The 24,222-nt window shown below is 37.3% G+C and carries 23 protein-coding genes and 1 pseudogene; 4 read left to right on the top strand and 20 right to left on the bottom strand.

Going from position 1 to position 24,222, the window contains the following annotated elements; genetic code table 11:
• The 6 genes from QNH43_RS09090 to QNH43_RS09065 all read right to left on the bottom strand — a co-directional run bounded on the left by QNH43_RS09090 (position 1) and on the right by QNH43_RS09065 (position 5,895).
• Positions 1-903 carry an ABC transporter permease gene (locus QNH43_RS09090; RefSeq protein ID WP_252281280.1) on the bottom strand — a complete coding sequence of 301 codons (903 nt, stop codon included), beginning with the start codon at positions 901-903 and terminating at the stop codon, positions 1-3.
• A gap of 80 nt (positions 904-983) precedes the next feature.
• Positions 984-2,549, bottom strand: coding sequence for a sugar ABC transporter ATP-binding protein (locus tag QNH43_RS09085; protein ID WP_283917547.1), 1,566 nt, complete (start codon positions 2,547-2,549; stop codon positions 984-986).
• Positions 2,550-2,629: 80 nt separating this feature from the next.
• Positions 2,630-3,610 carry an ABC transporter substrate-binding protein gene (locus QNH43_RS09080; protein ID WP_283917546.1) on the bottom strand — a complete coding sequence of 327 codons (981 nt, stop codon included), beginning with the start codon at positions 3,608-3,610 and terminating at the stop codon, positions 2,630-2,632.
• 553 nt (positions 3,611-4,163) lie between these two features.
• On the bottom strand, positions 4,164-4,916 hold the full coding sequence (locus tag QNH43_RS09075) for a DeoR/GlpR family DNA-binding transcription regulator (protein ID WP_283917545.1): 753 nt from the start codon (positions 4,914-4,916) through the stop codon (positions 4,164-4,166).
• 184 nt (positions 4,917-5,100) lie between these two features.
• On the bottom strand, positions 5,101-5,370 hold the full coding sequence (locus QNH43_RS09070; protein WP_283917544.1) for a hypothetical protein: 270 nt from the start codon (positions 5,368-5,370) through the stop codon (positions 5,101-5,103).
• 138 nt (positions 5,371-5,508) lie between these two features.
• The gene (locus QNH43_RS09065; RefSeq protein WP_283918323.1) at positions 5,509-5,895 is read right to left on the bottom strand and encodes a peptidoglycan recognition protein family protein; all 387 of its coding nucleotides are present in this window, start codon (positions 5,893-5,895) and stop codon (positions 5,509-5,511) included.
• A gap of 380 nt (positions 5,896-6,275) precedes the next feature.
• On the opposite strand from QNH43_RS09065, the pseudogene QNH43_RS09060 reads away from it, so the two are divergent.
• Positions 6,276-6,540, top strand: a pseudogene (locus QNH43_RS09060) (tyrosine-type recombinase/integrase); the annotation flags it as partial.
• Positions 6,541-6,652: 112 nt separating this feature from the next.
• Here the strand turns inward: QNH43_RS09060 and glnA are convergent.
• The 4 genes from glnA to hflX form a co-directional block, all read right to left on the bottom strand.
• A complete protein-coding gene (glnA, locus tag QNH43_RS09055) occupies positions 6,653-7,987 on the bottom strand; it encodes a type I glutamate--ammonia ligase (protein ID WP_076368570.1) in 1,335 nt (444 codons plus the stop codon).
• A 38-nt stretch (positions 7,988-8,025) separates the two neighbouring features.
• Positions 8,026-8,430 (bottom strand): MerR family transcriptional regulator, encoded by a 405-nt coding sequence (locus QNH43_RS09050; protein ID WP_076368569.1) that lies wholly within the window; start codon positions 8,428-8,430, stop codon positions 8,026-8,028.
• Positions 8,431-8,616: 186 nt separating this feature from the next.
• Positions 8,617-9,885 (bottom strand): methionine gamma-lyase family protein, encoded by a 1,269-nt coding sequence (locus QNH43_RS09045; protein WP_283917543.1) that lies wholly within the window; start codon positions 9,883-9,885, stop codon positions 8,617-8,619.
• Between the two features lie 12 nt (positions 9,886-9,897).
• Complete coding sequence (gene hflX, locus QNH43_RS09040) at positions 9,898-11,151, bottom strand: GTPase HflX (protein ID WP_283917542.1); 1,254 nt, start codon at positions 11,149-11,151, stop codon at positions 9,898-9,900.
• Positions 11,152-11,319: 168 nt separating this feature from the next.
• Here hflX and QNH43_RS09035 point away from each other — a divergent pair, with 168 nt between their 5' ends.
• Entirely contained in the window at positions 11,320-11,928 is a 609-nt protein-coding gene (locus QNH43_RS09035; RefSeq protein WP_283917541.1) for a trimeric intracellular cation channel family protein, read from the top strand.
• A gap of 37 nt (positions 11,929-11,965) precedes the next feature.
• On the opposite strand, the gene spoVK is transcribed toward QNH43_RS09035, so the two are convergent.
• The 4 genes from spoVK to QNH43_RS09015 all read right to left on the bottom strand — a co-directional run bounded on the left by spoVK (position 11,966) and on the right by QNH43_RS09015 (position 16,145).
• Positions 11,966-12,922 carry a stage V sporulation protein K gene (gene spoVK, locus QNH43_RS09030; RefSeq protein WP_076368565.1) on the bottom strand — a complete coding sequence of 319 codons (957 nt, stop codon included), beginning with the start codon at positions 12,920-12,922 and terminating at the stop codon, positions 11,966-11,968.
• A 388-nt stretch (positions 12,923-13,310) separates the two neighbouring features.
• Positions 13,311-13,544, bottom strand: a complete 234-nt coding sequence (gene hfq / locus QNH43_RS09025; protein WP_034313436.1) for an RNA chaperone Hfq — start codon at positions 13,542-13,544, stop codon at positions 13,311-13,313.
• A 3-nt stretch (positions 13,545-13,547) separates the two neighbouring features.
• Positions 13,548-14,468 carry a tRNA (adenosine(37)-N6)-dimethylallyltransferase MiaA gene (gene miaA / locus QNH43_RS09020; protein ID WP_434060191.1) on the bottom strand — a complete coding sequence of 307 codons (921 nt, stop codon included), beginning with the start codon at positions 14,466-14,468 and terminating at the stop codon, positions 13,548-13,550.
• A gap of 354 nt (positions 14,469-14,822) precedes the next feature.
• Positions 14,823-16,145, bottom strand: coding sequence for a sensor histidine kinase (locus QNH43_RS09015; protein ID WP_283917540.1), 1,323 nt, complete (start codon positions 16,143-16,145; stop codon positions 14,823-14,825).
• 712 nt (positions 16,146-16,857) lie between these two features.
• Here QNH43_RS09015 and QNH43_RS09010 point away from each other — a divergent pair.
• The gene (locus QNH43_RS09010) at positions 16,858-17,004 is read left to right on the top strand and encodes a BH0509 family protein (protein WP_283917539.1); all 147 of its coding nucleotides are present in this window, start codon (positions 16,858-16,860) and stop codon (positions 17,002-17,004) included.
• Between the two features lie 682 nt (positions 17,005-17,686).
• Here the strand turns inward: QNH43_RS09010 and QNH43_RS09005 are convergent.
• Positions 17,687-18,028 (bottom strand): TM2 domain-containing protein, encoded by a 342-nt coding sequence (locus tag QNH43_RS09005; protein ID WP_283917538.1) that lies wholly within the window; start codon positions 18,026-18,028, stop codon positions 17,687-17,689.
• Between the two features lie 82 nt (positions 18,029-18,110).
• Positions 18,111-18,818 (bottom strand): toxin regulator, encoded by a 708-nt coding sequence (locus QNH43_RS09000; protein WP_283917537.1) that lies wholly within the window; start codon positions 18,816-18,818, stop codon positions 18,111-18,113.
• Between the two features lie 533 nt (positions 18,819-19,351).
• On the opposite strand from QNH43_RS09000, the gene QNH43_RS08995 reads away from it, so the two are divergent.
• A complete protein-coding gene (locus tag QNH43_RS08995) occupies positions 19,352-19,501 on the top strand; it encodes a hypothetical protein (RefSeq protein WP_283917536.1) in 150 nt (49 codons plus the stop codon).
• A 455-nt stretch (positions 19,502-19,956) separates the two neighbouring features.
• Here the strand turns inward: QNH43_RS08995 and QNH43_RS08990 are convergent, their stop codons facing one another.
• The 4 genes from QNH43_RS08990 to QNH43_RS08975 all read right to left on the bottom strand — a co-directional run bounded on the left by QNH43_RS08990 (position 19,957) and on the right by QNH43_RS08975 (position 24,217).
• Positions 19,957-20,148: a hypothetical protein gene (locus tag QNH43_RS08990; protein ID WP_283917535.1), complete on the bottom strand. Its 192-nt coding sequence runs from the start codon at positions 20,146-20,148 to the stop codon at positions 19,957-19,959.
• 640 nt (positions 20,149-20,788) lie between these two features.
• Positions 20,789-21,325, bottom strand: coding sequence for a CPBP family intramembrane glutamic endopeptidase (locus QNH43_RS08985; RefSeq protein ID WP_283917534.1), 537 nt, complete (start codon positions 21,323-21,325; stop codon positions 20,789-20,791).
• Positions 21,326-22,010: 685 nt separating this feature from the next.
• On the bottom strand, positions 22,011-23,120 hold the full coding sequence (locus QNH43_RS08980; protein ID WP_283917533.1) for a Ger(x)C family spore germination protein: 1,110 nt from the start codon (positions 23,118-23,120) through the stop codon (positions 22,011-22,013).
• A complete protein-coding gene (locus tag QNH43_RS08975; protein WP_283917532.1) occupies positions 23,117-24,217 on the bottom strand; it encodes a GerAB/ArcD/ProY family transporter in 1,101 nt (366 codons plus the stop codon). Before QNH43_RS08975 ends, QNH43_RS08980 begins: the two co-directional genes overlap by 4 nt.
• Positions 24,218-24,222 lie beyond the last annotated feature (5 nt).

The following is a 24,222-nucleotide window of genomic DNA, read 5'->3' as shown; positions in this document are numbered from 1 at the left end:
TTATGCTGGACCATTTCCGCGCAATCGATCTAATAAAACGGCTGCTACAATAACTCCACCTTTTACAACTAACTGCCAATAATAGTTGACATCCATTAGAGTTAACCCATTACTGATTACCCCCATAATTAAAACCCCAATAATTGTTCCTATTATTTTCCCTTTTCCACCTGTTAAACTTGTTCCTCCTAGTATAACAGCAGCAATTGCGTCTAATTCATACATTTGACCAGCAGTTGGCTGTCCAGAAAACAACCTTCCCGCCAAAACGACTCCTCCTAAACCAGCTAGTAAACCACTAATCGAATACACATTGATTAAAGACTTTTCAACCTTAATTCCAGTTAACCGAGCTGCCTCTTCATTGCCACCAATCGCATATATATGACGACCAAACATCGTATATTTAAGAACAAAAAACATCACAACATATACTAAAGACATGATATAAATAGGAGTGGGGATTCCAAAAATACTTCCACCACCGATGAATTTAAATGTTTCGTTTTGTAAAACAATTGGATAACCACCACTAATGACATAAGCGAGTCCACGAACATATGTGAAGCTGCCTAGTGTAACAATAAATGCTGGTAACTTTGCTTTGGCTGTGAGAAATCCATTAATCAGTCCTACTGCATACCCTACTAGTACGCCTGATAACATCGCAATAATAGGATTAACTCCTGCAGAAGAGACCATGACTGAGATAACGCCAGATAGAGCAACTGTTGCACCAACTGATAAATCAATACCACCAGTTAAAATAACAATTGTCATCCCAGCAGCTAAAATAGCAATAATAGAAACTTGTTTTAATACATTCAATAAATTGGCTGTATCTAAAAAATTTGGTGCTGTAAATGAAAGTACTACACACAATAATAATAAAATCATGATCATGCCAAGCCTATTCCATAAAGAATAAAGGACATTTCCTATATTTTGGCGTTGTGAATGTGTAATAGTTTGCGTATTCCCTCTCATTTCTCTCTCCCCCCTTTGGTAGCTAAACGCATAATTGTTTCCTGTGTAGCTTCTTCCTTCGAAAGCTCGCCTGTTAACCTTCCTTCACTCATGACAAGTATTCGATCACTTACCCCCAATACTTCAGGAAGTTCAGATGATATCATTAAAACGGCCAACCCTTCATCTGCAAGCTTTGAAACTATCTTGTGGATTTCAGTCTTGGCACCTATATCAACCCCTCGTGTTGGCTCATCAAGTAGTAATACCTTTGGTGCAATTGATAGCCACCTAGCGATCACTACCTTTTGTTGATTCCCACCACTTAAGTTTGATACTTGCTGTTCTGGGGAAGCTATTTTTATATTTAAGTCTTCAATATATTGGTTAGCGCTTTCATTTGCTTGCTTCCAACTTACAATTCCTGCTTTAGCGTGTTTTTTCAATTCAGCCATTATGATGTTCTCTTTTACGGACATTGATAAAAATAACCCTTGTTCTTTCCTGCTTTCAGGCACATGTGCAATCCTATTAGCAATAGCATCTATTGAGGATTTGATTCTAACAGATTGACCATCAACCAATATTTCGCCACTTTTCACCTCGGACAAACCGAAAATAGCCCTAACCAATTCTGTTCTACCAGCTCCAACAAGCCCCGCTAAACCAACAATTTCACCTGGGTAAATTTTTAAAGATACATTCTTTACAATCGTGTTATCAGAAACATTTTTCAATTCAAGTACAGGTGAAACTTCCTTTGGATTTTTTGTACCAAAAGCTTTTGACCGATTAAACAAGTCCTTTAAATCCCGTCCTACCATTAGCTTTACGAGATGATCAGGATTTGTCTCTTCAATCGGCCCACTTGCAATCCATTCGCCGTCACGTAATACAGTGAACCTATTAGAAATTTTAAAGATCTCTTCCATTCTGTGAGAGATATATACAATGGCAACTCCCTGCTTTTTCAAATCATCAATAATTTCAAACAGCTTTTTTATTTCTTTATCTGTTAAAGAGGCGGTTGGTTCATCCATTATGAGTACCTCTGCATTAAAGGATAATGCTCGAGCGATCTCGACCATTTGTTGTTGAGCAACACTTAAGGTCGAAACCAATTGGCGAGGATTTAGATTCGACCCCATTGAATCTAACACCTCTTGGGCACGTTCATGGACCTCATCCCATTTCACCATTCCTAAACCATTTCTAGGAAAGGTCGAACCCATTAAGATATTTTCACTTATTGTTAAATTAGGAGAAAGATTTAACTCCTGATGAATAACACTAATTCCTTTGTTCCTTGCATCTGTAGGGTCCTTCCATAAAATTGGTTGACCTTTTAAGTAGATTTTCCCACCATTGTCATCAGGTGTATGAATGCCTGCGAGGATTTTCATGAAAGTTGACTTTCCAGCGCCATTCTCTCCCATTAATGCATGTACTTCACCTGGATAAAGTTCAATTCTCACATTATTCAATACGGTTACATTTGAGAACGTTTTACTAATCCCTTCCATATTCAACACTGGCTTTTTTAGACTTTGTTGGCCTTTAAGGGACATTTCATTGACAGCCATACCTTTATCTCACCCCTTATATGGATTTGAATAGGCTGATTAAAGGAGGAATCCTTATCAGCCTATTTATTGAAAGATTCTTACCAACCTTTGTAAGAATCTAATGTATCTTGAGTTACAATCTCAACTGGAACTTTAATAAGCTCCTCAACTTCTTCACCATTTTTCACTTTCATTCCGATTTCAACAGCTTTTTTGATCATGTTACTAGGTGACTGAGCTGAAGTTGCAGCAATTGTACTTCCTTCCTTTGCCATTGCTTCTGTGGCTTCAGGAGCACCGTCTACTCCGACAATGAAAAATTCATCTTTACGATTCGCTTGCTCTTGAGCAATTTCAACACCAATTGCTTCTGGATCATTAATCGCAAATACAGCGTCAATAGAGCCTGATGAATTAGCTTGTAAAATACTTTCCATCACCGTTAATGCCTTTTCGCGATTCCCTTCTCCATTTTGCTTTGCAATTACTTTAATTTCGGTATCCTTTATTGCATCTTCAAATCCTTGAATACGATCAGATACAGCCGAAACAGGAGGTCCATCAATAATAGCTATTTTTCCTTTTCCACCTAATTGTTCAATCACATATTCTCCGGCTAGTTTACCAGCTTGATAGTTGTCTGAAGTAACAGTGGCATCGACACCACCTTCAGCATTAGTATCTACAGCAACTACTGGAATATCAGCAGCTTTGGCCTGTTGAACAGCTGCCGCAATTCCTTTTGTATCAACAGCATTTAAAAGAATAATATCTACCTTTTTCGTAATAAAGTTTTCAATTTGAGCTGCTTGTTTTGCTAAATCATAGTCAGCGCTTTCAACTAGAACTTCAGCACCTAATTCTTTTCCTGCTTCTTCAGCACCTTTACCCATGGAGACGAAGAAAGGGTTTGCTAAACTACCCACCGCTACACCGATCTTTAATTGTTTGTTACCTTCTTGTCCTTCGTTACCGTCTGTTGATCCATTTGATGATTCACTAGCCCCACTACATGCCGTCATCGCGGCAATTACAAACGCCAAAACTAGTACCCCTAGTATTTTTACATATTTAACCATATTAATCCCCCTAGTTTTTGAAGATGAAAATAATTATCTACAGACGAGAAATTGTTACCGCTCTCAATCTCTTAAACTAGATCACCTCCTTAAATGAATATTTTTGGTTGAAATAATGGAAATATGGTTGATTTTGATAGTTTTTTCAAATGACATCTTAATTAATTGATAACGCTTTCATCTTTTGTATAACAATATAATTACCCTTTACATATTAGAATTATAATTGAATGAATATGATTGTTTTTGATTGATTTTGATTATATTAAAGCTGTTTATAATTGTCAATAGCGCCAATTATTCCAAAAAATATATTAATAACATAAAATATTAAACTTTCAAATGGAATGTTTATTACATGGAGCAGATTTTCCCTCTTTGTTATTTGGCCACATTACAATAAATCAAGCATTCTTTATTATATTGATACAACAAAGGGGGAAATTCCCAAAAAAATAATTTCAGAATCTCCTTCAAAAAAAAGCTGGTATTCTAAATGTCTGAATCAGACAGTTTGAATACCAGCTTTCCTTCAACGATAGCAAATTTAGTTTTAGTCCCTCACAATAATTATTTCTGTTTTCTCCTTATATTTTCCTAACGTTATTGTACCTTCTTCATTCGTAATAACTTTTGTCTGGTTTAAATCTGCAAACTTAGAAAATGATACTTCTCCAAATTTTGTATGATCTGCTAATACAAAGGCCTCACGTGACAAAAAAATGGCTCTTTCTTTCATTTGCGCCTCTTCTGGATCTGGGGTAGTCAATCCAAAATTATAATGAATAGCGTTCGCACCCATGAAACACTTATCAAATCTGTATTTTTTTATACTTTCGTATGCATAACGTCCAACTGTTGCTTTGGTAATCTTTTTAACAAATCCACCAATAAAGTATGTACATATATCATTTTCAAGTAATGCATCTAAATGATCAATTCCGTTTGTAATGACAACGATATCTTTTTGTCTTAAATGTTTGATCATCTGATACGTTGTTGTTCCAGCATCAAGATATACACAGTCGCCGTCCAAAATTAGTTCTGCCGCATATTTTGCTATCTTATCTTTTTCCTCAAGGTTCTGCGTTATTTTCTCAAACACACTTGGTTCGTCTCGTTTACTATGTAAAAGTGAAGCTCCACCATGTACACGTTTTAAGTAGTTCTGCTTTTCTAATTGGTCTAGATCACGACGCAAAGTAGATTCTGAAGTATTCGTTAATTCTACTAGCTCATGAATCTTAACATTCTCCTTTTCTTTTAATAGCTTTAAAATTAATTGATGCCGTTCCGTAATAAGCATGATATCTCCTCCTCGTATTACACTTCTATTTATAGCTGCTTCGTGTATTCTAGTTTAATTAATTTAAGTATATAGAATTTGCAGTGACATGTGAGAACTATTAGGGGTACCCCCCCATAAGAAAAAAGGAGCTGTTGATCAACTCCTGGTAATGAAGTAACGCACCTGTTTGTTCAATAAACATTTAAAATCCATTACCCTGGAATATTATTCTCATTAATTCAACAGCCATAAAGTAAACTAAACCAACAAATATACTAAGACCTAAAGCTAATTTTCTCCAAAGTCCTTTCTCACTGAGAAAAGAGAAAGAGAAGGATATAATGATTCCACAAATCATCAATACACGAAAAGTCGTTACTCCAGGGTTAATTACTTGTGTTATAGTTCCAGCAAAGACACAAATAACCAAGATAATTAAAGCAAACGAAATAACCCCTAAATATTTTTTCATGATTAACCACCCTTCTCCTCTAATTAATTTTACCAAATCTCGATAAATATGTATTTTTTTTATTATCAGATTATCTTCCCCCTTTAATAAAAAAAGAGCTGTTCATCTGAAGTGAACCCAAAAAGTTAGACACTTTATTTAATTAGGCAGCCTTGAGGGCATGAACCCGCCACCCGCTCCATCCTTATGTGCAATGCTCCATAAAGTGTCTCCTTCTTGGATTGTATAAACGTCAGGTGCCGGTGCTGTTTTGGATGGATTTTTTGATCCCTTCCAATCAAATGCATCCCTGTAGTTATACTCACAACACGCTTTCCAGCTATAACCTGGCATTTCATTATGGGCATTATCAAACTTTCCTATCCCATCTTTTACAAGCGCAGCGTGAAGTTCTGCAATACTGGCAAGTGTGGCATCATCCATAGTGTCAAATCGATAATCACCAGCAACACAGATACCAAGGGAGAACTGATTGCTACTCCCTACATGGTAAGTCCGGCTGTCAATATCATGAACATACACAATCCTAACCCTTTTACCGTTTGGAGTATTAATTACATTCTTAGGCTCGATAATAAATGTATATCCTACTCCAGGTCACCCCAGCGTGTTTACATGGTAACCCGCGAAGCTTGCAGCATCAGACCCAGCCAAATTCTTCTTTGTTAATGAATGATGCCTTACCCGGTGAGTAATTGTTTTCGTGCGCTTTGAATAAGTGCCTTTTAACTTTAATTTGCCTCTTTTATCGACTAATTGTGGAAGATTATTAAAGATCATTTCACATCGACTCCTTTTATTATGAATGTTTTTTTGTTCGGCATAAAAAAAACGCCTCGTTTTAAGGCGTTTTTTCCTTATTTCATTAATGCACCCGTGTGTTAAATGAAAAATACTTTCGTACTAATTACATGCCTAAATCAAGTTTATTTAACGCTTTTTCAAGGATATTAAAAAAAGCTGAACATCCGCCGATTCCTATTCACTGTTTAAGGCACACCCACGCAGTTTTATTATTAGAGTCCGGCTCTAATATGAAATACATCCAGGAACGTCTAGGACACGGCAACATGCAAATAACTGCCGATGTTTATGCCCACAATTTCGAAGAAGATTGAAACAGATACAATTAATAAATTTGAGGAATACACAAAGAATATTTTAAAATAATTCGTTTGATTGTGGGTAAATTGTGGGTGGACAAGTTTCCACCCTTTTTATTTTCCCTTTTCACCCACAAATAAAAAGCCCCTGACACCAAAGGTGCCAAGGGTTTGAGATATTAATACATTGACATATATTGTTCGCGTTCCCATGGGTGAACTTGTGTTCTAAACATATCCCACTCGATTTCTTTTGCTTCGACGAAGTGTTCAAGTAAATGTTCACCTAATGCTTCTTTGATTACTTCATCAGATTTTAATGTTTCCAATGCAGCATATAAAGTAGCTGGTAGATCAACGATACCTACTTCTTCACGTTCTTCTTTATTCATAACATAGATGTTGCGGTCAACTGGAGCTGGAGGAGTCAAGTCGTTCTTGATACCGTCAAGACCAGCTTTTAGCAGAACTGCAAGTGCCAAGTATGGGTTTGCTGCTGGATCGACACTACGTACCTCTACGCGAGTACTTACTCCGCGTGAAGCTGGGATACGGATTAGTGGGCTACGGTTTTTAGCGGACCATGCAACATAACAAGGAGCTTCGTAACCAGGAACTAGACGTTTGTATGAGTTAACAGTTGGGTTTGTTACCGCAGTGAAGCTTGGAGCATGCTTAATGATACCTGCGATAAATTGCTCAGCTGTTTTACTTAATTCCAATTTACCTTCTTTATCATAAAATGCGTTTTCGTTGCCTTTGAATAGAGAAACGTTACAGTGCATACCAGATCCGTTAACACCGAACAATGGTTTTGGCATGAATGTTGCGTGTAAACCATGTTTACGGGCAATCGTTTTAACAACCAATTTAAATGTTTGGATGTTATCGCAAGCTGAAACTGCATCTGCATATTTAAAGTCAATTTCATGTTGTCCTGGAGCTACTTCGTGGTGGGATGCTTCGATTTCAAATCCCATTTCTTCAAGCTCAAGAACGATATCACGACGGCAGTTTTCTCCTAGGTCAGTAGGTGCAAGGTCAAAGTATCCGCCTTTATCGTTCAATTCTAGAGTCGGCTCGCCTGCTGCATCCAGTTTGAATAGGAAGAATTCAGGTTCAGGTCCAAGATTGAAATCTGTGAAGCCCATTTCTCTTGCTTCTGCAAGAACACGTTTTAGGTTTGCACGTGGATCTCCATCAAAAGGAGTTCCATCCGTATTGTAAATATCACAGATTAAACGTGCGACTTTACCTTTTTCGGAAGTCCAAGGGAAGATAACCCATGTATTTAAATCAGGATATAGGTACATATCAGACTCTTCGATACGTACGAATCCTTCAATGGAAGATCCGTCAAACATCATTTTATTATCAAGTGCTTTTTCTAATTGACTGACTGGGATTTCAACGTTTTTAATTGTCCCTAAAATGTCAGTGAATTGTAAACGAATGTACTTAACATTTTCTTCTTTCGCTAAACGAGTGATGTCTTCACGTGTGAACTTTGCCAATTTCTATTCCCCCTAATAATCATTCATAAATCATATTTTTATTGGAAAAAACGTGACATATCCCCTTGTCGAAGAGATGTTCGATGCTTGCTTCCTTGTAAAAGCTCGGCACGCAGAAGCTTGCGAAGCTCCTCGTCACTTAGGTCCTGTCTTATCTTTTCCGCTTGTTCTAATTCTTGAGTTTTAGGTAAATTCTGTTCCTTTACAGTGAAAATCTTTTTGATGCCGGCCAGATTGACCCCTTGTTCGATTAAGTCTTTAATCTCAAGCAGTCGATCGATATCGTTTAATGAAAAAACCCGACGATTTCCATCTGTTCTCATAGGAGTAATAAGTTGATGCTCTTCGTAATACCGAATTTGGCGTGCAGACAACTCAGTTAGCTGCATGACGATTCCGATGGAAAAAAGAGGCATCGAACGCCGAATGTTGTTGCCGCTCATTCTTAGCATCCTCCTTTTGTTTATCTAAAATTATCTTATATCATGTTATTAAACTTGTCAATATGATGTTACATTTTATGACGTGTTTTTTTCAGAAAAATTAAATGATTTGTTACTACTCAAATATTATGACTATTGCTTTTTCAGGAATCCAATTGTATTTGGATCCCCTAAACCTATTTTCATTTACAATTGAATCAGCTTTTTGTCCATTAGCGCATTCACTGCAGTCAATACGGCTACTTTGACATGGGCGTACGTCAAGCCGCCTTGAACGTATGCAACATATGGAGCCCTTGTCGGACCATCTGCCGTAAGTTCAATGCTCGCCCCCTGTATAAAGGTGCCCGCAGCCATGATTACATCGTCTTCATATCCTGGCATATAGGCAGGATATGGAGTCACATGTGAATTGATTGGTGATGCATATTGGATGGCCTGACAGAAGGCAACCATCTTATCCCGGTCATTAAATTGGACGGATTGAATCAAGTCAGTTCGCTTCGCATCCCATTTAGGAGATGTATTCATACCGAGTTTTTCTAAAAAGGCAGCTGTGAACATGGCTCCTTTAACAGCTTGACCCACGACATGTGGTGCAAGGAAGAATCCTTGGTACATTTCCTGCAGACTATAAAGCGACGCACCTGCTTCAGCCCCTATTCCTGGTGATGTTAGCCGATAGGAGCAAGCTTCAACCAGGTCCTTTTTACCAACAATGTATCCTCCGGTCTTCACTATCCCGCCACCGGGGTTTTTAATGAGTGAACCTGCCATTAAATCTGCTCCGACGTGACATGGCTCTTGTGTCTCAACAAACTCTCCATAACAGTTGTCCACGAACACGACGATTTCAGGGTTAATGTCTTTTACAAAAGAAATCATTTCCCTTATTTCATCAATCGTAAAGGAAGGACGTGTTGCATACCCTTTTGACCGTTGTATACCGATCATCTTCGTATTTGGTTGAATGGCTTGTTTGACGGCTTCGAAATCAACGGTACCAGTTTCCTCTAACGGAACGGCATTATAGCTGATCTGAAAATCACGTAAAGATCCGATACCCGAACCCCGGATGCCTACAATTTCTTCCAAAGTGTCATATGGCTTTCCAGTTATGTATAACAATTCATCCCCTGGGCGCAATATGCCGAAAAGAGCGGTGGAGATGGCGTGTGTGCCTGAAATAATTTGGGGGCGCACCAATCCAGCTTCCGCTCCGAATACATCTGCATATATCAATTCAAGCGTATCGCGACCCATATCGTCGTATCCATACCCTGTAGTCGGGATGAAATGGGAATCACTCACTCTATGTGCTTGATAACTTTGTAATACGCGGAATTGATTTTCTTCAATTCGTTCTTCCACTTGCTTATGTAACGGAGAAATCATTGCTTCCACTTCCTGGGCAATGTTTTTCAACACTTCTCCATTAGTTAACTGCTGATACATCAAAATTCCCCTTTATAATGAATATTTCTCCAGCTGCCCGGTTATTGGATGATCAGCTAGACAAAAACCTTTGCATTCATACCTTTCCGATTCTTCATTAAAGGAGAGAGTGCGCAATATGGTTTCATTTTTCAGCTGTGATAATAATTTACCCTCACTCGACGGCAGGAAAACATGATACGGGACCATTTCTTCAATCACGTACTTTTCAATTTCTTCCATGATTTGATTCAGGTCCGATTGTTCATAGGCACTGATCATTAATGAAGCACGACTTGCCGACCTGACAAAATCAGCGTGAATCTTATCTTTCTTATTATACAACGTTAGCTGTGGAATGGAAGGGACATCTAAGTCATTTAGCAAATCCTGCACCGTTTTCTGATGATTAAAGTAATCCGTACTTGAGGAATCGACCACATGGAGCAACAAATCCGCTTCTTTCACTTCTTCCAGGGTAGAACGGAATGCGGCAATTAAAGATGTGGGCAAATCTTGTATGAATCCAACCGTATCCGTCAGCAGCACGGTAAATCCACTAGGAAGAATCGCCTTTCGTGTCATGGGATCCAATGTAGCGAACAATTGGTTCTCTTCGTATGAATCCGCCTCTGTCAAACGGTTGAACAGCGTTGATTTACCTGCATTCGTGTATCCCACAAGTGCTATTTGAAAGGTCTTATTACGTTTCCTTCTATCACGATAGCGTTCACGATGCTTCACTATTCCACTTAATTGTTGCTTGATTTCATCTATTTTCCCACGGATGTGGCGTCGGTCGCTTTCCAGCTTCGTTTCCCCTGGCCCCCTTGTGCCGATTCCGCCTCCTAGCCTGGACATCGCCGTCCCCTGTCCGACCAAACGCGGCAATAAATATTGGAGCTGGGCAAGTTCAACTTGCAACTTCCCTTCTCTGGATCTCGCCCGCTGAGCAAAAATATCCAAAATCAGCTGTGTCCGGTCAATGATCCTTGCTTCCAATTGTTTCGAAAGGTTCCGGATCTGGCTCGGGGATAGTTCATCATTAAAGATAAATAAATCCGGCTCCAGCTCCTCTTCCAGATTCCGAAGTTCCTCCACTTTTCCTTTTCCTATATATGTAGCCGGATCGACACTTTCCCTTTTCTGGGAGATGGTCATTAAAACCTCACCATTCGCCGTCTTCGCCAAAGAAGCCAGTTCATCGAGTGAATATTCAAAACGTTCATTAGCCTCATTTGTTTGACACCCAATCAATACGGCCGTTTCCTTTTTTGCTTCTTCCAAATCACATGCACCACCTTCTGGTAGATTTCAGTTAATCATAACAAAAAAATTGAATATATAAAAATTTCCTCAAAACGAAGCTTTTAACCGTTTTAAAAATTCCGATAACATGCTAAAATCAAATTTGGCTTTACCATCAAAATCGAAAAGACATAGAGGGACATTCATATGACATGGGAAGTTTTAAGCTTCATAGGTACGATTGCATTCGCTATTAGCGGAACCATCATCGCCATGGAAGAAGAATATGATATTTTAGGAGTTTATATTTTAGGAATCATAACCGCCTTTGGCGGAGGGGCAATCCGCAATCTGTTGATTGGTGTCCCCGTTTCAGCGTTATGGGATCAAAGTTTCTATTTTGTCATCGCTTTAGTATCCATTACCATCGTTTTTGTTTTTCCTACAAACCTTTCAAAGCACTGGGACAGATGGGGAAACCTCAGTGATGCCATTGGCCTTTCAGCCTTTGCCATCCAAGGGGCGATGTATGCTGTGGAACTTAATCATCCAATAAGCGCCATCATTGTATCAGCTGCATTAACCGGATGCGGCGGCGGGATACTCCGTGACGTGCTAGCTGGAAGAAAGCCATTGGTCTTCAGAAAAGAAATCTACGTAGTATGGGCCATCATTGCAGGCTTGGCTTTAGGCAGTGGTGTATTATCCCAGTCATGGCAGCTTTATACGCTCTTTGCCGTCATCACGATATTGCGAGTCCTTTCTTACACCAATAATTGGCATCTTCCTAATAAGAAATGGGTGCCTAAAACATAAATTTAAAAAGCCCGCCATATTGGTGGGCTTTTCCATGTCATTCTTTCTCATCATCCTCGAAAATCAAATCTTGGCTGGTTAGCGTCAGTAAATCGGATTTTTCAAATGAATCTTCCAGTAAAAGCCGCATTGCCTGCGCCCTAATAGACTTTTCAAGTACATTGCGGATATACCGTCCGTTGGAAAATGAAATAGGTCCCCGGAATGAACGCAATATGATCAAATGTTCTTTTAATTTCCTTTCGGCATCCCGATTCATTAGATACTCCTTTTCCTGCAGCATCCGATCGGCTATTTCCATTAACTGTTCAATCGTATAATCCGGAAAATCAATAACAAGCGGGAACCTGGAATGAAGGCCAGGATTAAGGCTGAGGAAATAATCCATTTCCCTCGAATAACCAGCAAGGATTAAAATGAATTCGTGCTGCCGATCCTCCATATGTTTGACAAGTGTATCTATGGCTTCTTTTCCAAAATCCTTTTCGCCGCCTCTTCCCAAGGAATAGGCTTCATCAATAAATAGGATCCCGCCAATGGCCTTTTTAATTAAATCCCTTGTTTTTTGGGCAGTATGACCAATGTATTCCCCGACCAAATCTGCCCTCTCCGCCTCAATTAAATGCCCTTTCGAAAGAACATTCATTTTTTGAAACAACTTACCGATTAAACGTGCAACCGTTGTTTTCCCTGTTCCGGGATTCCCTTTAAACATCATATGCAGTGCTTGCCTGCCAGTTTTCAGCCCCTTTGCCTCACGTTGTTTATTGATGTAAATCCAGGCATATATCTCTTTTATCATCCGTTTCATTTCTTCCATTCCGACCAGCGATTTCAGTTCATCTTCAATCTCTTTCAATGCCACATGCTGGTGGGGGATTTCCTGCACCAAAATTTCTTTTATCGGCAGATCCTTTTGTAGCGCTTTTCTGTTTTCCGCATTAAACACAATATTGATTTGCCCGTTATTTTTCATACGGATCGGTTGTTCCAATGCATTCACCTCTCCATCTTGGACCCTAACTCTAACAACACAATTTTCGATTTATGATGGTCATAGGCATATGCTGCATAGCCAAAACTGCACCATCGGAAAATTCATTTATTTCTTTTCGGGATTAAGCCCCATTCCTACCTGGTAAGCGACTTATTCTGACAGGATTTTTTCCTTGGAGGATTTGTTTCAACAAACTCCATTCCCGTTTACCAATTTATTAGGGTTAATGTCATTTCCTGCGGTTTCCCGGAAAATAATCCGTTCCTTAATATATATTCAAATCGGGTACGTAAAATTATCGATTCTTTGAAAAAGAACAGAGAAGTGCATGCAAAAAAAACAGGTCGCTAAAAGCTAAACCTGTTTTTCACATTCATATATATGATTATTCCTTCACTTCGTAATCAATCTGAACATTACGTTGTGGAGCAAATGTAGAAATCGCATGTTTATAGACTAATTGTTGTTTGCCCTCTGATTCAAATAAAACGGTAAAATTATCGAACCCTTTCACTTGTCCTCTAATCTGGAAACCGTTTAACAAAAATACCGTCACATACGTACCATCTTTACGTAATTGATTAAGAAACTGATCTTGAATATTTACTGATTGTTTCATGAATTAGTCCTCCTCTTTTCTCTCTAAATTTATGTATTCGCCTTCACTGAAAAGCTTTCCTGCTATAAATCCAGATATTTCATGTATTTTTTTTGGAAACCCCTCGAGATCGGTCATATCAAACCAAATTACATCCATTTTATTCCGAAACCAGGTCAATTGCCTTTTTGCATATCGACGGGAGTTTTGCTTCAATGTCTCCAATGCTTCATCCAATGAAGCCCTGCCATCAAAAAAATCATAGATTTCTTTATAGCCTATTGCCTGGATTGATTGGCAATCCCTCAAACCTTTTTCATAAAATGACTCCACCTCTTGAATCAGCCCTTCTTCCACCATGCCATCAACACGTTGATCGATGCGTTGATATAACTTTTCGCGTTCCATTGTCAATCCAATGATGCACGTATCATATTTCAATTCTGTAGGCTGTTCATTCAGCTGCTCACTCATTGTTTTACCAGTACAATGAAAAATCTCAAGTGCCCTGATCACCCTTCTTACATTATTAGGATGAATCCGATTCGCGCTTTCCGGGTCAACGCTGCGTAATTGTTCAAAAATGGGATCAATTCCTAACTCCCTAACCTGTTTTTCGAGTCCCTCCCTATAAACAGGGTCGGATGGTGCCTCAGAAAATTGATAATCATAAATGACCGATTGTATGTATAATCCTGTTCCTCCGACGATAATGGGAAGTTTACCCCTGCTTTGGATCTCCTCGATACAAGCATTAGCCCGCTCCTGGAACTCTGCCGCACTAAATGGTTCATCAGGGTCTTTAATATCAAGTAAATAATGAGGAATTCCCTCTGTTTCTTCCCTCTTGATTTTTGCAGTGCCAATATCCATCCCCTTATAAACCTGCATGGAGTCTCCGCTAATAATTTCACCATTAAATAACTTTGCCATCTCAATGCTCATTTTTGTCTTCCCAACAGCAGTCGGTCCAATGATAACGAGAAGTTTTCCTTTTTGTAGTTTCACAATCTCACTGCCTTAAATGATTTTTTCCCTATCTTACCATAATCTCGATGAAAGCAGCTAAACATCTACCCATTATGTCCAATTCAGGTACTTTTATTCAACTTTCCCCCATAATAATCGACATCTTAATATCGCTTAGATTGTCAGAGTTTAAAATTGCCTAAAATACATTTGAAGCTCACTGCCCCATTCCTCCTTCCCCTGGCAGAAGGGAGTATAACCCAGTTAATAGAATCGTAAAAAAGGTATGATTCCTTCTACACTTGAGGAACCATACCTTTATAGATCAATTTAGCCCATTTTTCCATTTACCGGAATGATCATCGTAACGGTCGTTTCTTTTTCTGAGGATTGTACATGAATCTCTCCATCATATCTGTTCACCAAGTCTTTAACGATGAACAATCCTTGTCCGCGAACTTTGCCCTTTTGTGCCTTTTTGGTTGAAAATCCGCTGGCGAATATATTCCCCAGATCTAAATCCGAAATCATTGGTCCCGTGTTCGTTACCATAAACGTATACTTTTCATCATCAGCTTTGCAGGCAATATTCATTCGGCGTTCTTGCTCCGGCAATTCAATTGTTGCCTCAATAGCATTGTCGATAACATTTGATAATAATTTAATCAAATCGATTGTTTTAATTCGATTGAAGGATTCGGGTGAAACATCAACCTCAATATCGATGTTATAATTCTGGGCCGAGAGCCTTTTTGTCTCTAACAGGACAGATAAGCCCGGGTGAGTCACATCCAATTTCATCGATTCAATTGAATGCACTTCTTTTGAAAGACCGGTTAAGTATTCGAGTGCTTTTGCGTTCTCCTCTAATTTAAGCAGTCCATGTATCACCTGAATATGATTGGAAAAATCATGCCTTAATGAGCGAACTGAAGCAAAGAGCGATTGAAATTCCGATTGATACGTATCTTCCGTATCCCCCACTTCACGTGTCAGTTCCTTTTGATACCATTTTTGAATGACAAAAAAGGTAACCAGCAGCATGATAACAAACCCACCATTATAAACAAGAATGGCAATGCTGCTTTTCAATACCTTGCCGTTAATGGCATTTATATTTTCTGCGCTCACATCAATGCCCAAAAAACCAATTATGTCGCCATCTTTATTTTTCATTGGCACTCCCACAGTCAAATACTCACCATACTCCGGATCTTCTAGAATCCCGGTAATGAAGCTTTTGCCTTCATACCCCTGTTTGACCTGCTCCGGCGGAACAGTACATGCACCACCGATAGGAAAATCCCCTTTATGATCTTTAGAAAACCCAGTAATCATAGCCTTAGATACTTCCGGATTATCAATCATGATGGTATAAACATATAATGCTCCTATTTTTTCACGGGCATCCTCTAAGTAAGCTTTTATATCCTTATAATCCCGGTTCTTTACTTGGTTATTGAGAAATCGCTGATAGGCCTCTATATCCATCGAGTCGGCAATGGATCTAGCAGCTACCAAGTTTTGATTAGCAACGGATTTTTGCACAGAATTTTTAATGCTTAAATATGTTGAAAACATATTTAGAAGAATGAAAACAATCAATAAAAGAATGGTCAAATAAAGAAGTGCCCTTAACTTTTTATTTTTCATAGGATTAAACTTACCTCATCTCTAGCAGCTAAAAGTTAACGAACCTATTCTGAGTTTACTATATAAAGGGACAAAGAAATAGAAAAAAATCTAATAATCTCTATAATTCCAGGCATATAATACTATAATTAATCAAGTAATTAACAGATTACCCACTAACTTTCGATCATATAACTTGTTCATATTTTATCTGCACTGAATCAACTAATATTTTTTTCAAATAAATCATTATATTCCCAATAATTAATTATACTAATATAATTTTATGTAAGAAAAACGAAAAAAATGACGATGTTGGGTTTGGTACTTTCTCTTCAAATGAATAATTTTACCCTTTATATGAAAATATTACAAGAATATAAAGGTTCCCATCTGTAAAATTACACCACAATTAACACTTTGTATACTTATTTGCGCAAAATTAGTGAATCACTTCTCTTTCAATAGTACATATTAACTAATTTATCATAAGGTAAAACAAAAATGGAATCAGGGCCTGTCCCCCTGATTCCATTTACATATGATCGACCTTGCCTCTTTAACTGCTTTAAAGTAAATAGATAAATAACATTTCTATATTATTTCCTGATAAATCATCTATATTTGATAGTTGTTTAATCTCACATTGAGATATATAATAAAAATAAGAAAAAGAAAGCGTTTTCAATATTTAAATACTTCGTTACTTCTCATACTATAAGGAGGATTTAAGATGAGCCTAGTAGAAAGAAATTCCAAATTGCAGAAATTAATTGAGCAACAAAAATTCAATGAGAAAGAAGTTTCCAGGATGACAGATTCACAGATTGAATATTATCACTGGCTCTATTTTGATGACTCTGTTTATGATTATATGTAACTCAAATATTAAATGATAAAAAGCGGGAAAAACATTGATAATTCAGGGTTTCCCGCTTTTACTTTTATCACTTTCAGAAATAATCCAACAACATTAATGGATCATATAAATCCAGAATTTATCATCTAGCTGGATAACTCAGCCTATATAGATAAATTTCCGATATGCTCTTGCTAAGAATTTAGTCAAATCCTGTAGAGTTTCACTAACAGAATTCCCGTATTTTCCTTCATTCATTAATCAATCAATTTTAAACCATATAAATTACCTGATTCAAAAGGCGCATCGTCTTCCCACCCCATGCGCTCTTAAAAACCCATTTCGAAAATGGTTTAAAGATTGAAGAAATGAAAAATAGTCTAGATTTAATAAAAGATACTTCCACACATACATTTAATTCATGTATGTTTACTTCTTTTTATAAAGAAAGAAAAACATAAAAGAGGGAGAACAAATCATCTGGATGACTTGTTCTCCCTCTTTTTAGAATCCCTTAGGTAGGCATGACGAAGGGATGATAGGCCTGGGAGAGTAATACTGATTGGGCATGTTATAAGAAAATGTAATAATCCCTGGTAGGGTAGGTTGATACTAGTTCATGGTAAAAAAAGAGAATATACGGTAATCTAATAGAGTTCAATAGATTATCATACATTCTCATGTAATAGACTATATTCTGTTTTTATATAACAGTTTCCGCTTCTGTGCGGGTGTTACTCGCTTGTTGTAGCGCTTTTACCATAGTAATAGCTTCCATTTCCATGGTTTCATTTTTACGTTCAATTGCTTTACCGATAGCAAATACGTCAAATAGAGACCAAATTCCAAGACCGCCAAAAGTCAGCAACATTCCAATTCCCATACCGGTATTACCAGCATAAAATCTATGACCGCCCCAAACTCCTGTGAACCACCAAAGAGCATAAGCAATTCCTTTTGATTTTGCCTTGCTATTTACTTCGGATTGTACCATTGCCAATTGTTCTGCAGTCATTCCTTGTTTAGCTAATAATGTTGTATGCATAATATAATTCCTCCAAGTTGTTTGTTAGTTTGTAAGTCATTCGAAAACATAAGCCTTAGTTCTTAATTAATCAATAGGCAAATTAGCGTTCTACTTTTTCAATAGACATACCAGGAATGGATATATCTCCGCCCATAGTAGATTCATAAGTTATCAAACCGGTTGATAATCCCATGATCGTAATTTTGTCATCTTCTAGAATCCTAGATTCAACGATAGAAGAGTCAAACTCTGCATAAAGGATAGTGTCGTAATCATCACCAACAGCAAATCTTATTTGAGTGGTACCGTCACCTTCCATTACTTGAACAACAGTCCCATGGAATTTTACTTTTTCACCGATATAGTCATCAGGAGTTCTAGCTAATTGGTCATAGGTGATTCCTGTGTCATAACCTTTCTTTTCTTCCTCTTCTGCTAATCGATCAGCTTCTTCTTGAGCCTTTTCTTCAGCTTCACGCGCTGCTTTTTCCTCAGCTTCTTTCTTAGCCTTTGCAGCTTCTTCTTTTTTCTTTAGTTCCGCTTCTTTTTCTTTACGTTCTTCCTCTTTTAACTTGAAGAAAGGTTCCGCTTCTTTCACTTTAGCTTCAAGCTGTTTGTTTTCTTCCTTCCATTCGCTATTTTCTAATGTCAATTCTTCATTCCTGTTGTCCAGTTCTGCATTCTTACGAACAGCAGCATCATATTCTTCACCAGAAGGGCCAAACAATGAACCAATAAACAAAGCGATGATGGCAGGAAGAATGTATCTCCAATTTTTTTGGGTAAACCTAATAAATTTTTCAAACATCGTAACAATTTTCCTTCCTTAGTTAAAAATTATTTTTTTATCATTTATTACCGATAATTAAGGCCCCCGATGTGGAACTGTATCTTTCTCAACGGTTTGATCACAACCCGGTATAATACTCGAGGCTAATGCTGGATTACCTAAATTTTTTCTATATTTTCACTCCGTACCCTCCATATTGACTATGTTATATATTTTTACCCTTACTATAGTAACGCATTAAAGTTGTATTTTATATACTTTTTTTAAATTTGATTAATTATTTTACATTTTTGTTTCATATTTTACTCCTTCGCTTACTTTTGTAATCTTTATCTGTTGTTTTAGTAATCATTCTGTTTTAACCTATCTAAAGGAGACTCACATAACATAAAAAATTACCAAATTTTAACGTTATGAGAATATACTATCAAAATGTTATTATCTAACTATTGGCAAGTAATAAACAACATATAGAAAGTTCAGGATGGAAAATCAACGGATTTACGGCATTGCCAGGATGTGGGATTACCCTCCTCAGGAGGAATAATTTAATGTTAATTCAGACAAATGACACAGTAGTAAAACTTGATAAAGAATGGGTTGAGCTCATTCGGATTGCCATAAAAATGGACATACCCTTAGAGGAAATCAGGGATTTTTTATCAGGAAGATCAGTATTTATATTTGATGAAGATGAGTAACCACGCGGAATTAAGACAAAATGTGAAACAAAAAAACCCCTATTAATTAGAGGTTTTTTAAGAATTATTTTCCATAACTTATCAATAGCTGAGATTGTAGTTTTTATATCATCAAACGTTTCGATAATTTGTGTATCCAAATGTGTTAGTTCATAACCATTATTGTCATAGCATTCAGACAATAACGGTATACCATTGTTGTTTTGAAAGTTAATGATTATCATAGCCGTCATGTTTACGGATATAGGGACGGAAGCAACTACTGAAGAGATGGAGCCTGAACCATTCGAGCTGACTGCAACAGTAGAAACTGCAACTTTTAACAAGAAAAAAATACGGTCTCTGCAATTATCAACACGAACCTTCCGGAAGGAACATTGGCGAGGCTAAACCTTCAGTCTGAAAAACTTGTTAACTGCAAATACCCTTGTATCCGTCATGATATGAGGGTATTCTTATTTGTCCTGGCCTTTTATCTCCCCCTTAAATAATGAACTGTACGGAAGCTTCAACAGGTTACTTTTAACAGCAGGTTTGCATCTTTCACAATACCAATTTACATAATCCTTGCCCTGTTCATGCAGTGGTTTCAATAGTGCCAAACTGTACCACTTACCGCAGTACGCACACATCTTCCACTCTGTCATAGCAATTCTCCCCTACATTTCTAACCAGTTAACCAATGGTATGTCCTTGATTAGTGCCCTTCTCCTATACATGCTGCTACTTTCTTAGAACACTTGGAGCATGTCAGTAACTCCACCTTATCTTCCATAACAGAAAAATGAGAAACTACTCCAAACAGTGTTGGACAATTAAATATGTAATGGTGGCTTATTATTGAGAATTATTAATTACTGGTTGAAAAAACGTCTAAAGGAAGCTCCGATTATGTCCGATCCATGAGTCTCTTAAAAGTACCTGTGAAATAACGAACCAGATTGGTTTTTACTTTTCCTCGTTTAAAGCCTCTAATCGATTGTTTTAAGACGTTTATCGCCGTATATGTAATGTTTTCTTGTTTGACTATGTGTGAAATGGCTTTCGTATCAAGGAAAACACTTTTCGAACATAAGAAGCCGTAAAAGTAGAATCTAAATCAACATCGTTACGTGTATTTAAATTCTTTTTCTTGCTAGTTTCTAAAAGATTACTAGTTTCCCTTTCAAAGTTGGAGGATTCGTCCTTACTGCAGCAAGGATTCTCTTGATTCTCGCAATACGTCAATTTTCTCTTTTTTAATACATCAATTGTGTTGAAAATATTGCTCCCTTGTACGGAATAAGTTTAAATTATCCATCCATTGAAAACCATACCCAAGTTGATAACAATGTGAAAAACTATGGATGGATATATACTATTGGTCTTTAAAACCACAATTGCATAGAATAGCCCTCCGAAAGAAAAAAGTAAGCTAATTATTACAGGAATACCAATTGATATATGTAGTAGCCCGAATCCGATACTGGTTATTACGACAGCATAAAAGGTGGAAACATTTCTTTTTAAACTTGATAACATAATACCTCTCCAAATTACCTCTTCAAGTGTAGCGTTTATGATGGCAAACAAAATACCGAAAAGTAATATTGTTTTTAAATCGCTCATTTCTTGACTAAATAATGGTATAAGTATTGTGCTCGATACTATTAACCCAATAAGTAAAAAATACGATAATTTAATTGTATGAAATGGCATTGTGATATGTCTGTGCCAATCTGGTAATAGTGCGAAGAAAAATATCTTCTGCTTAGATAACATTAGTGAAATCACTGTTCCAGCCATAATAACCATAAGCAAACTTCTGTTGATTATGGTTTTCATTTCTATGGATATGCTCCATTCATTGATAAAGTTGCTTCCAAGTTGATACACCAATAGACCTAATAAGAAGAACATAAACAAGGAAACTGATGAGCGGTATTTATTAGTTGAGATGTAGAGAATGAGCAAGAACATTAGTGGTAAAAATCCCCAAACAAACAGCTTATATGAAAAAAGAATAATACCTGCGAAAAATAAGATTGCCAAAAATAAGAGAAACATATTTGTCCGTGAGCGATTTATGCTAATCCCCCCTTTAATAAAGCACAATTTAATCGTTTTCATCTAAACGTTCGAGATAACGGCTTTTTAGCTGATAGGACCCTGTATATACAATACCATAAAAGGTAAATTACTCCTCAACTTACTTAAATTCATCATTCGTTACGAATAGTGCCTTGAACAAAGATCAAATAGCACTCTTGAACCGCCCCGATACTTGCATAAAGAAAAAGCTGCCTTAAAGACGGCTCCTATATTCAGCTAAAGCACCCGTTAGCCATCCTTGAATCACCAAAATCGGCGATTCACCACAAAGAATGAAAATGGTTAGGAAGTATCAATACTGATACTGATCTTAATCCAGTCAACCCTAATCCATAGACTAATTAATTAACGCTCTCCTCTTTTTTTAAACGATTGAGCAGGGTCTTCTTAAGGCATCCCCATTATGAAAGCTTTTGTCCTATTGATAATTCGTTGATCCCATGCCCTTAATTTTTGTTTTTACATGTATGTTTATTTTTGATTTTGCCAGAGTGTTCCCCCATTCATCTTGTACTTTTTTCCACTCTTGATAAGTGTAGGCTCTTGCATATAGACCAAGCCCTAATGGATCAATTTGAGACTTTTGTATTTTTTGAATTAATTGATTGGTTTCATACTCAAGCTCATTTGTAATGCTTTTTTCAAGCTTTGCATAATCTTTTCGGACATCGAATGGAAAGAGTTGTTCGGATAGCGAGATTTGTAAATCTACATTTATATCAAATATAAAGCGTCCATTGAACTTTACTTTCTTCTTTACTTTCAAATCTGAAATGGAGAAGCTGATGTATGGTTTGCCCTTTCTGGCGGATTCCATAGAAACCGGAATGGTTATGGAATAATCACCTTTTTGTTTACCTTCTAAAACATTTAATAATTGATTTTCTTCAGGTGTTATTGTTATTTTATACTGGCCGGACTGAGCTAGCAGTGCGGAGCCTGTTAGCTCGATTCTTTTTTTCTTTTTGATTTGGGTGATCCACGCCGTTCTCCCTTTGTCCTTCATTTGTCTGTGAAAATCCTGGAGGGTCGTGTCTTTCACAATATTCCTCTTGGCGGCAGCATCAATTAAACTTGTTAAATATAGAGATAGTCGCGGTTTATCTGCTGGTTTATTGAAAATAACATCTGCAACAGATCCATCTACAGCCACAACACGCGCGGATACTGTATTTTTAGGATCTCTGAAGAAAGGATCGAGATAGTCAAACCAATCCTTCTTTTTAAGCAGTCGTTTTCCCACCAAAAACACTTGCGTTTTACTTCCTGATGTTAATCCTATTACCCTCGCATCAAATTTTTCTCTTGAATGTCGGAGGGTGTATGATTTAACTTCATACACTTCTTCCTTATCTTTTGCCTCTTTACTAAATATCGGGCTTGACATATACACTAATAAATTATCCTCTTCATCTAAATCGAGGCCTAAAATAAGTGAGACGCTAACTTCCTCTATTGGTGTAGCATCCATACACCCAGAGAGTATCATTACAAGGATTAAAAGACACAATCCTATTTTTCGGCTCATGAAAATCTCCTCCGTGAAAATCTCTCATATCCCCAACTGTAAATCCATAAAAAAACGGGAAACACATATGCTACCGCAATCCCGGCATTCGAAAGCCATTTTTGCCAGATTGTTACTTGCATCCATGTTGGTTGAAAAAAAAATGTGCCCACGACAAGTAAACCTAACAAAACGGGCACATATAAACTATGATCCTGCTTATTCATTAATTGACTGAAACTAAAGACCGTACAGTACATGTACAAGATCCAGGCCCTTGAGGAAAAAAGGATCAAAATATTCAATATAACCACGTCAAGACGTTCAATAAACCGGAATTCAATCACTTTGAGCATACTTAGGACAGGCTGATTAAAACCGGTAATGCTATCCGGACTAAAGAACACAAAACAGCTAATGGTTACAAAGAGATAAAAGAACATCGATAGGGTGTTGGCAATAATAATTCCATGAATGGCATATTGCTTTTTCTTTAAGAAAGGATAAAAGAAAAAGACAAGTTCAAACCCTAGGAACGAATAAATGACCGGCGGCACGGTAGCTGAAATTGACTTCCAACCAACTTTAAACAATGGAAGTAAATTCAAGAAACTTCCATCTTTTAATGGAAACAAAAAAATTACCGGGAGCCATATCGTCATATAGAAAATCAATTCATTATATCTTCCAATAACACGGAGACCATTCCTGACTATAAATAATACCGGGATTGAAAATAACAAAACAATTAAGTAGTCAGGTGTATTGGGAAGAAACCATGCTTTTATATAAAGAAAAGTGTTAATAAATATGATCAAAGAAAAGCATAAAGTGTATCCAAGAATAATGAAAATAGCCACTTTACCCAGTGTTTTTCCAAAAAATCGGATAAGAAGATCGTAAAGCGTGTCATTTGGGTACTTCTCAGCCGTTTTCACCATAATAATACTGGCAGCAACGCTTAATATCCAACCAATGATGATGCCCATCCAGCCGTCTGTTCCAGCCTTTTCGGCAACAACTTTAGGAAGCGACAAAAAACCGACCCCCATCTGGGTCCCAACAATTAAAAAAATATATTGCAGGATGGTGATTTCATTATGAGTGTATTTTTTCATTTTCC

It is taken from the genome of Peribacillus simplex, from assembly GCF_030123325.1.
In the GTDB taxonomy this organism is placed as follows: domain Bacteria; phylum Bacillota; class Bacilli; order Bacillales; family DSM-1321; genus Peribacillus; species Peribacillus simplex_D.
This window is presented reverse-complemented; position numbering and strand designations above follow the sequence as displayed.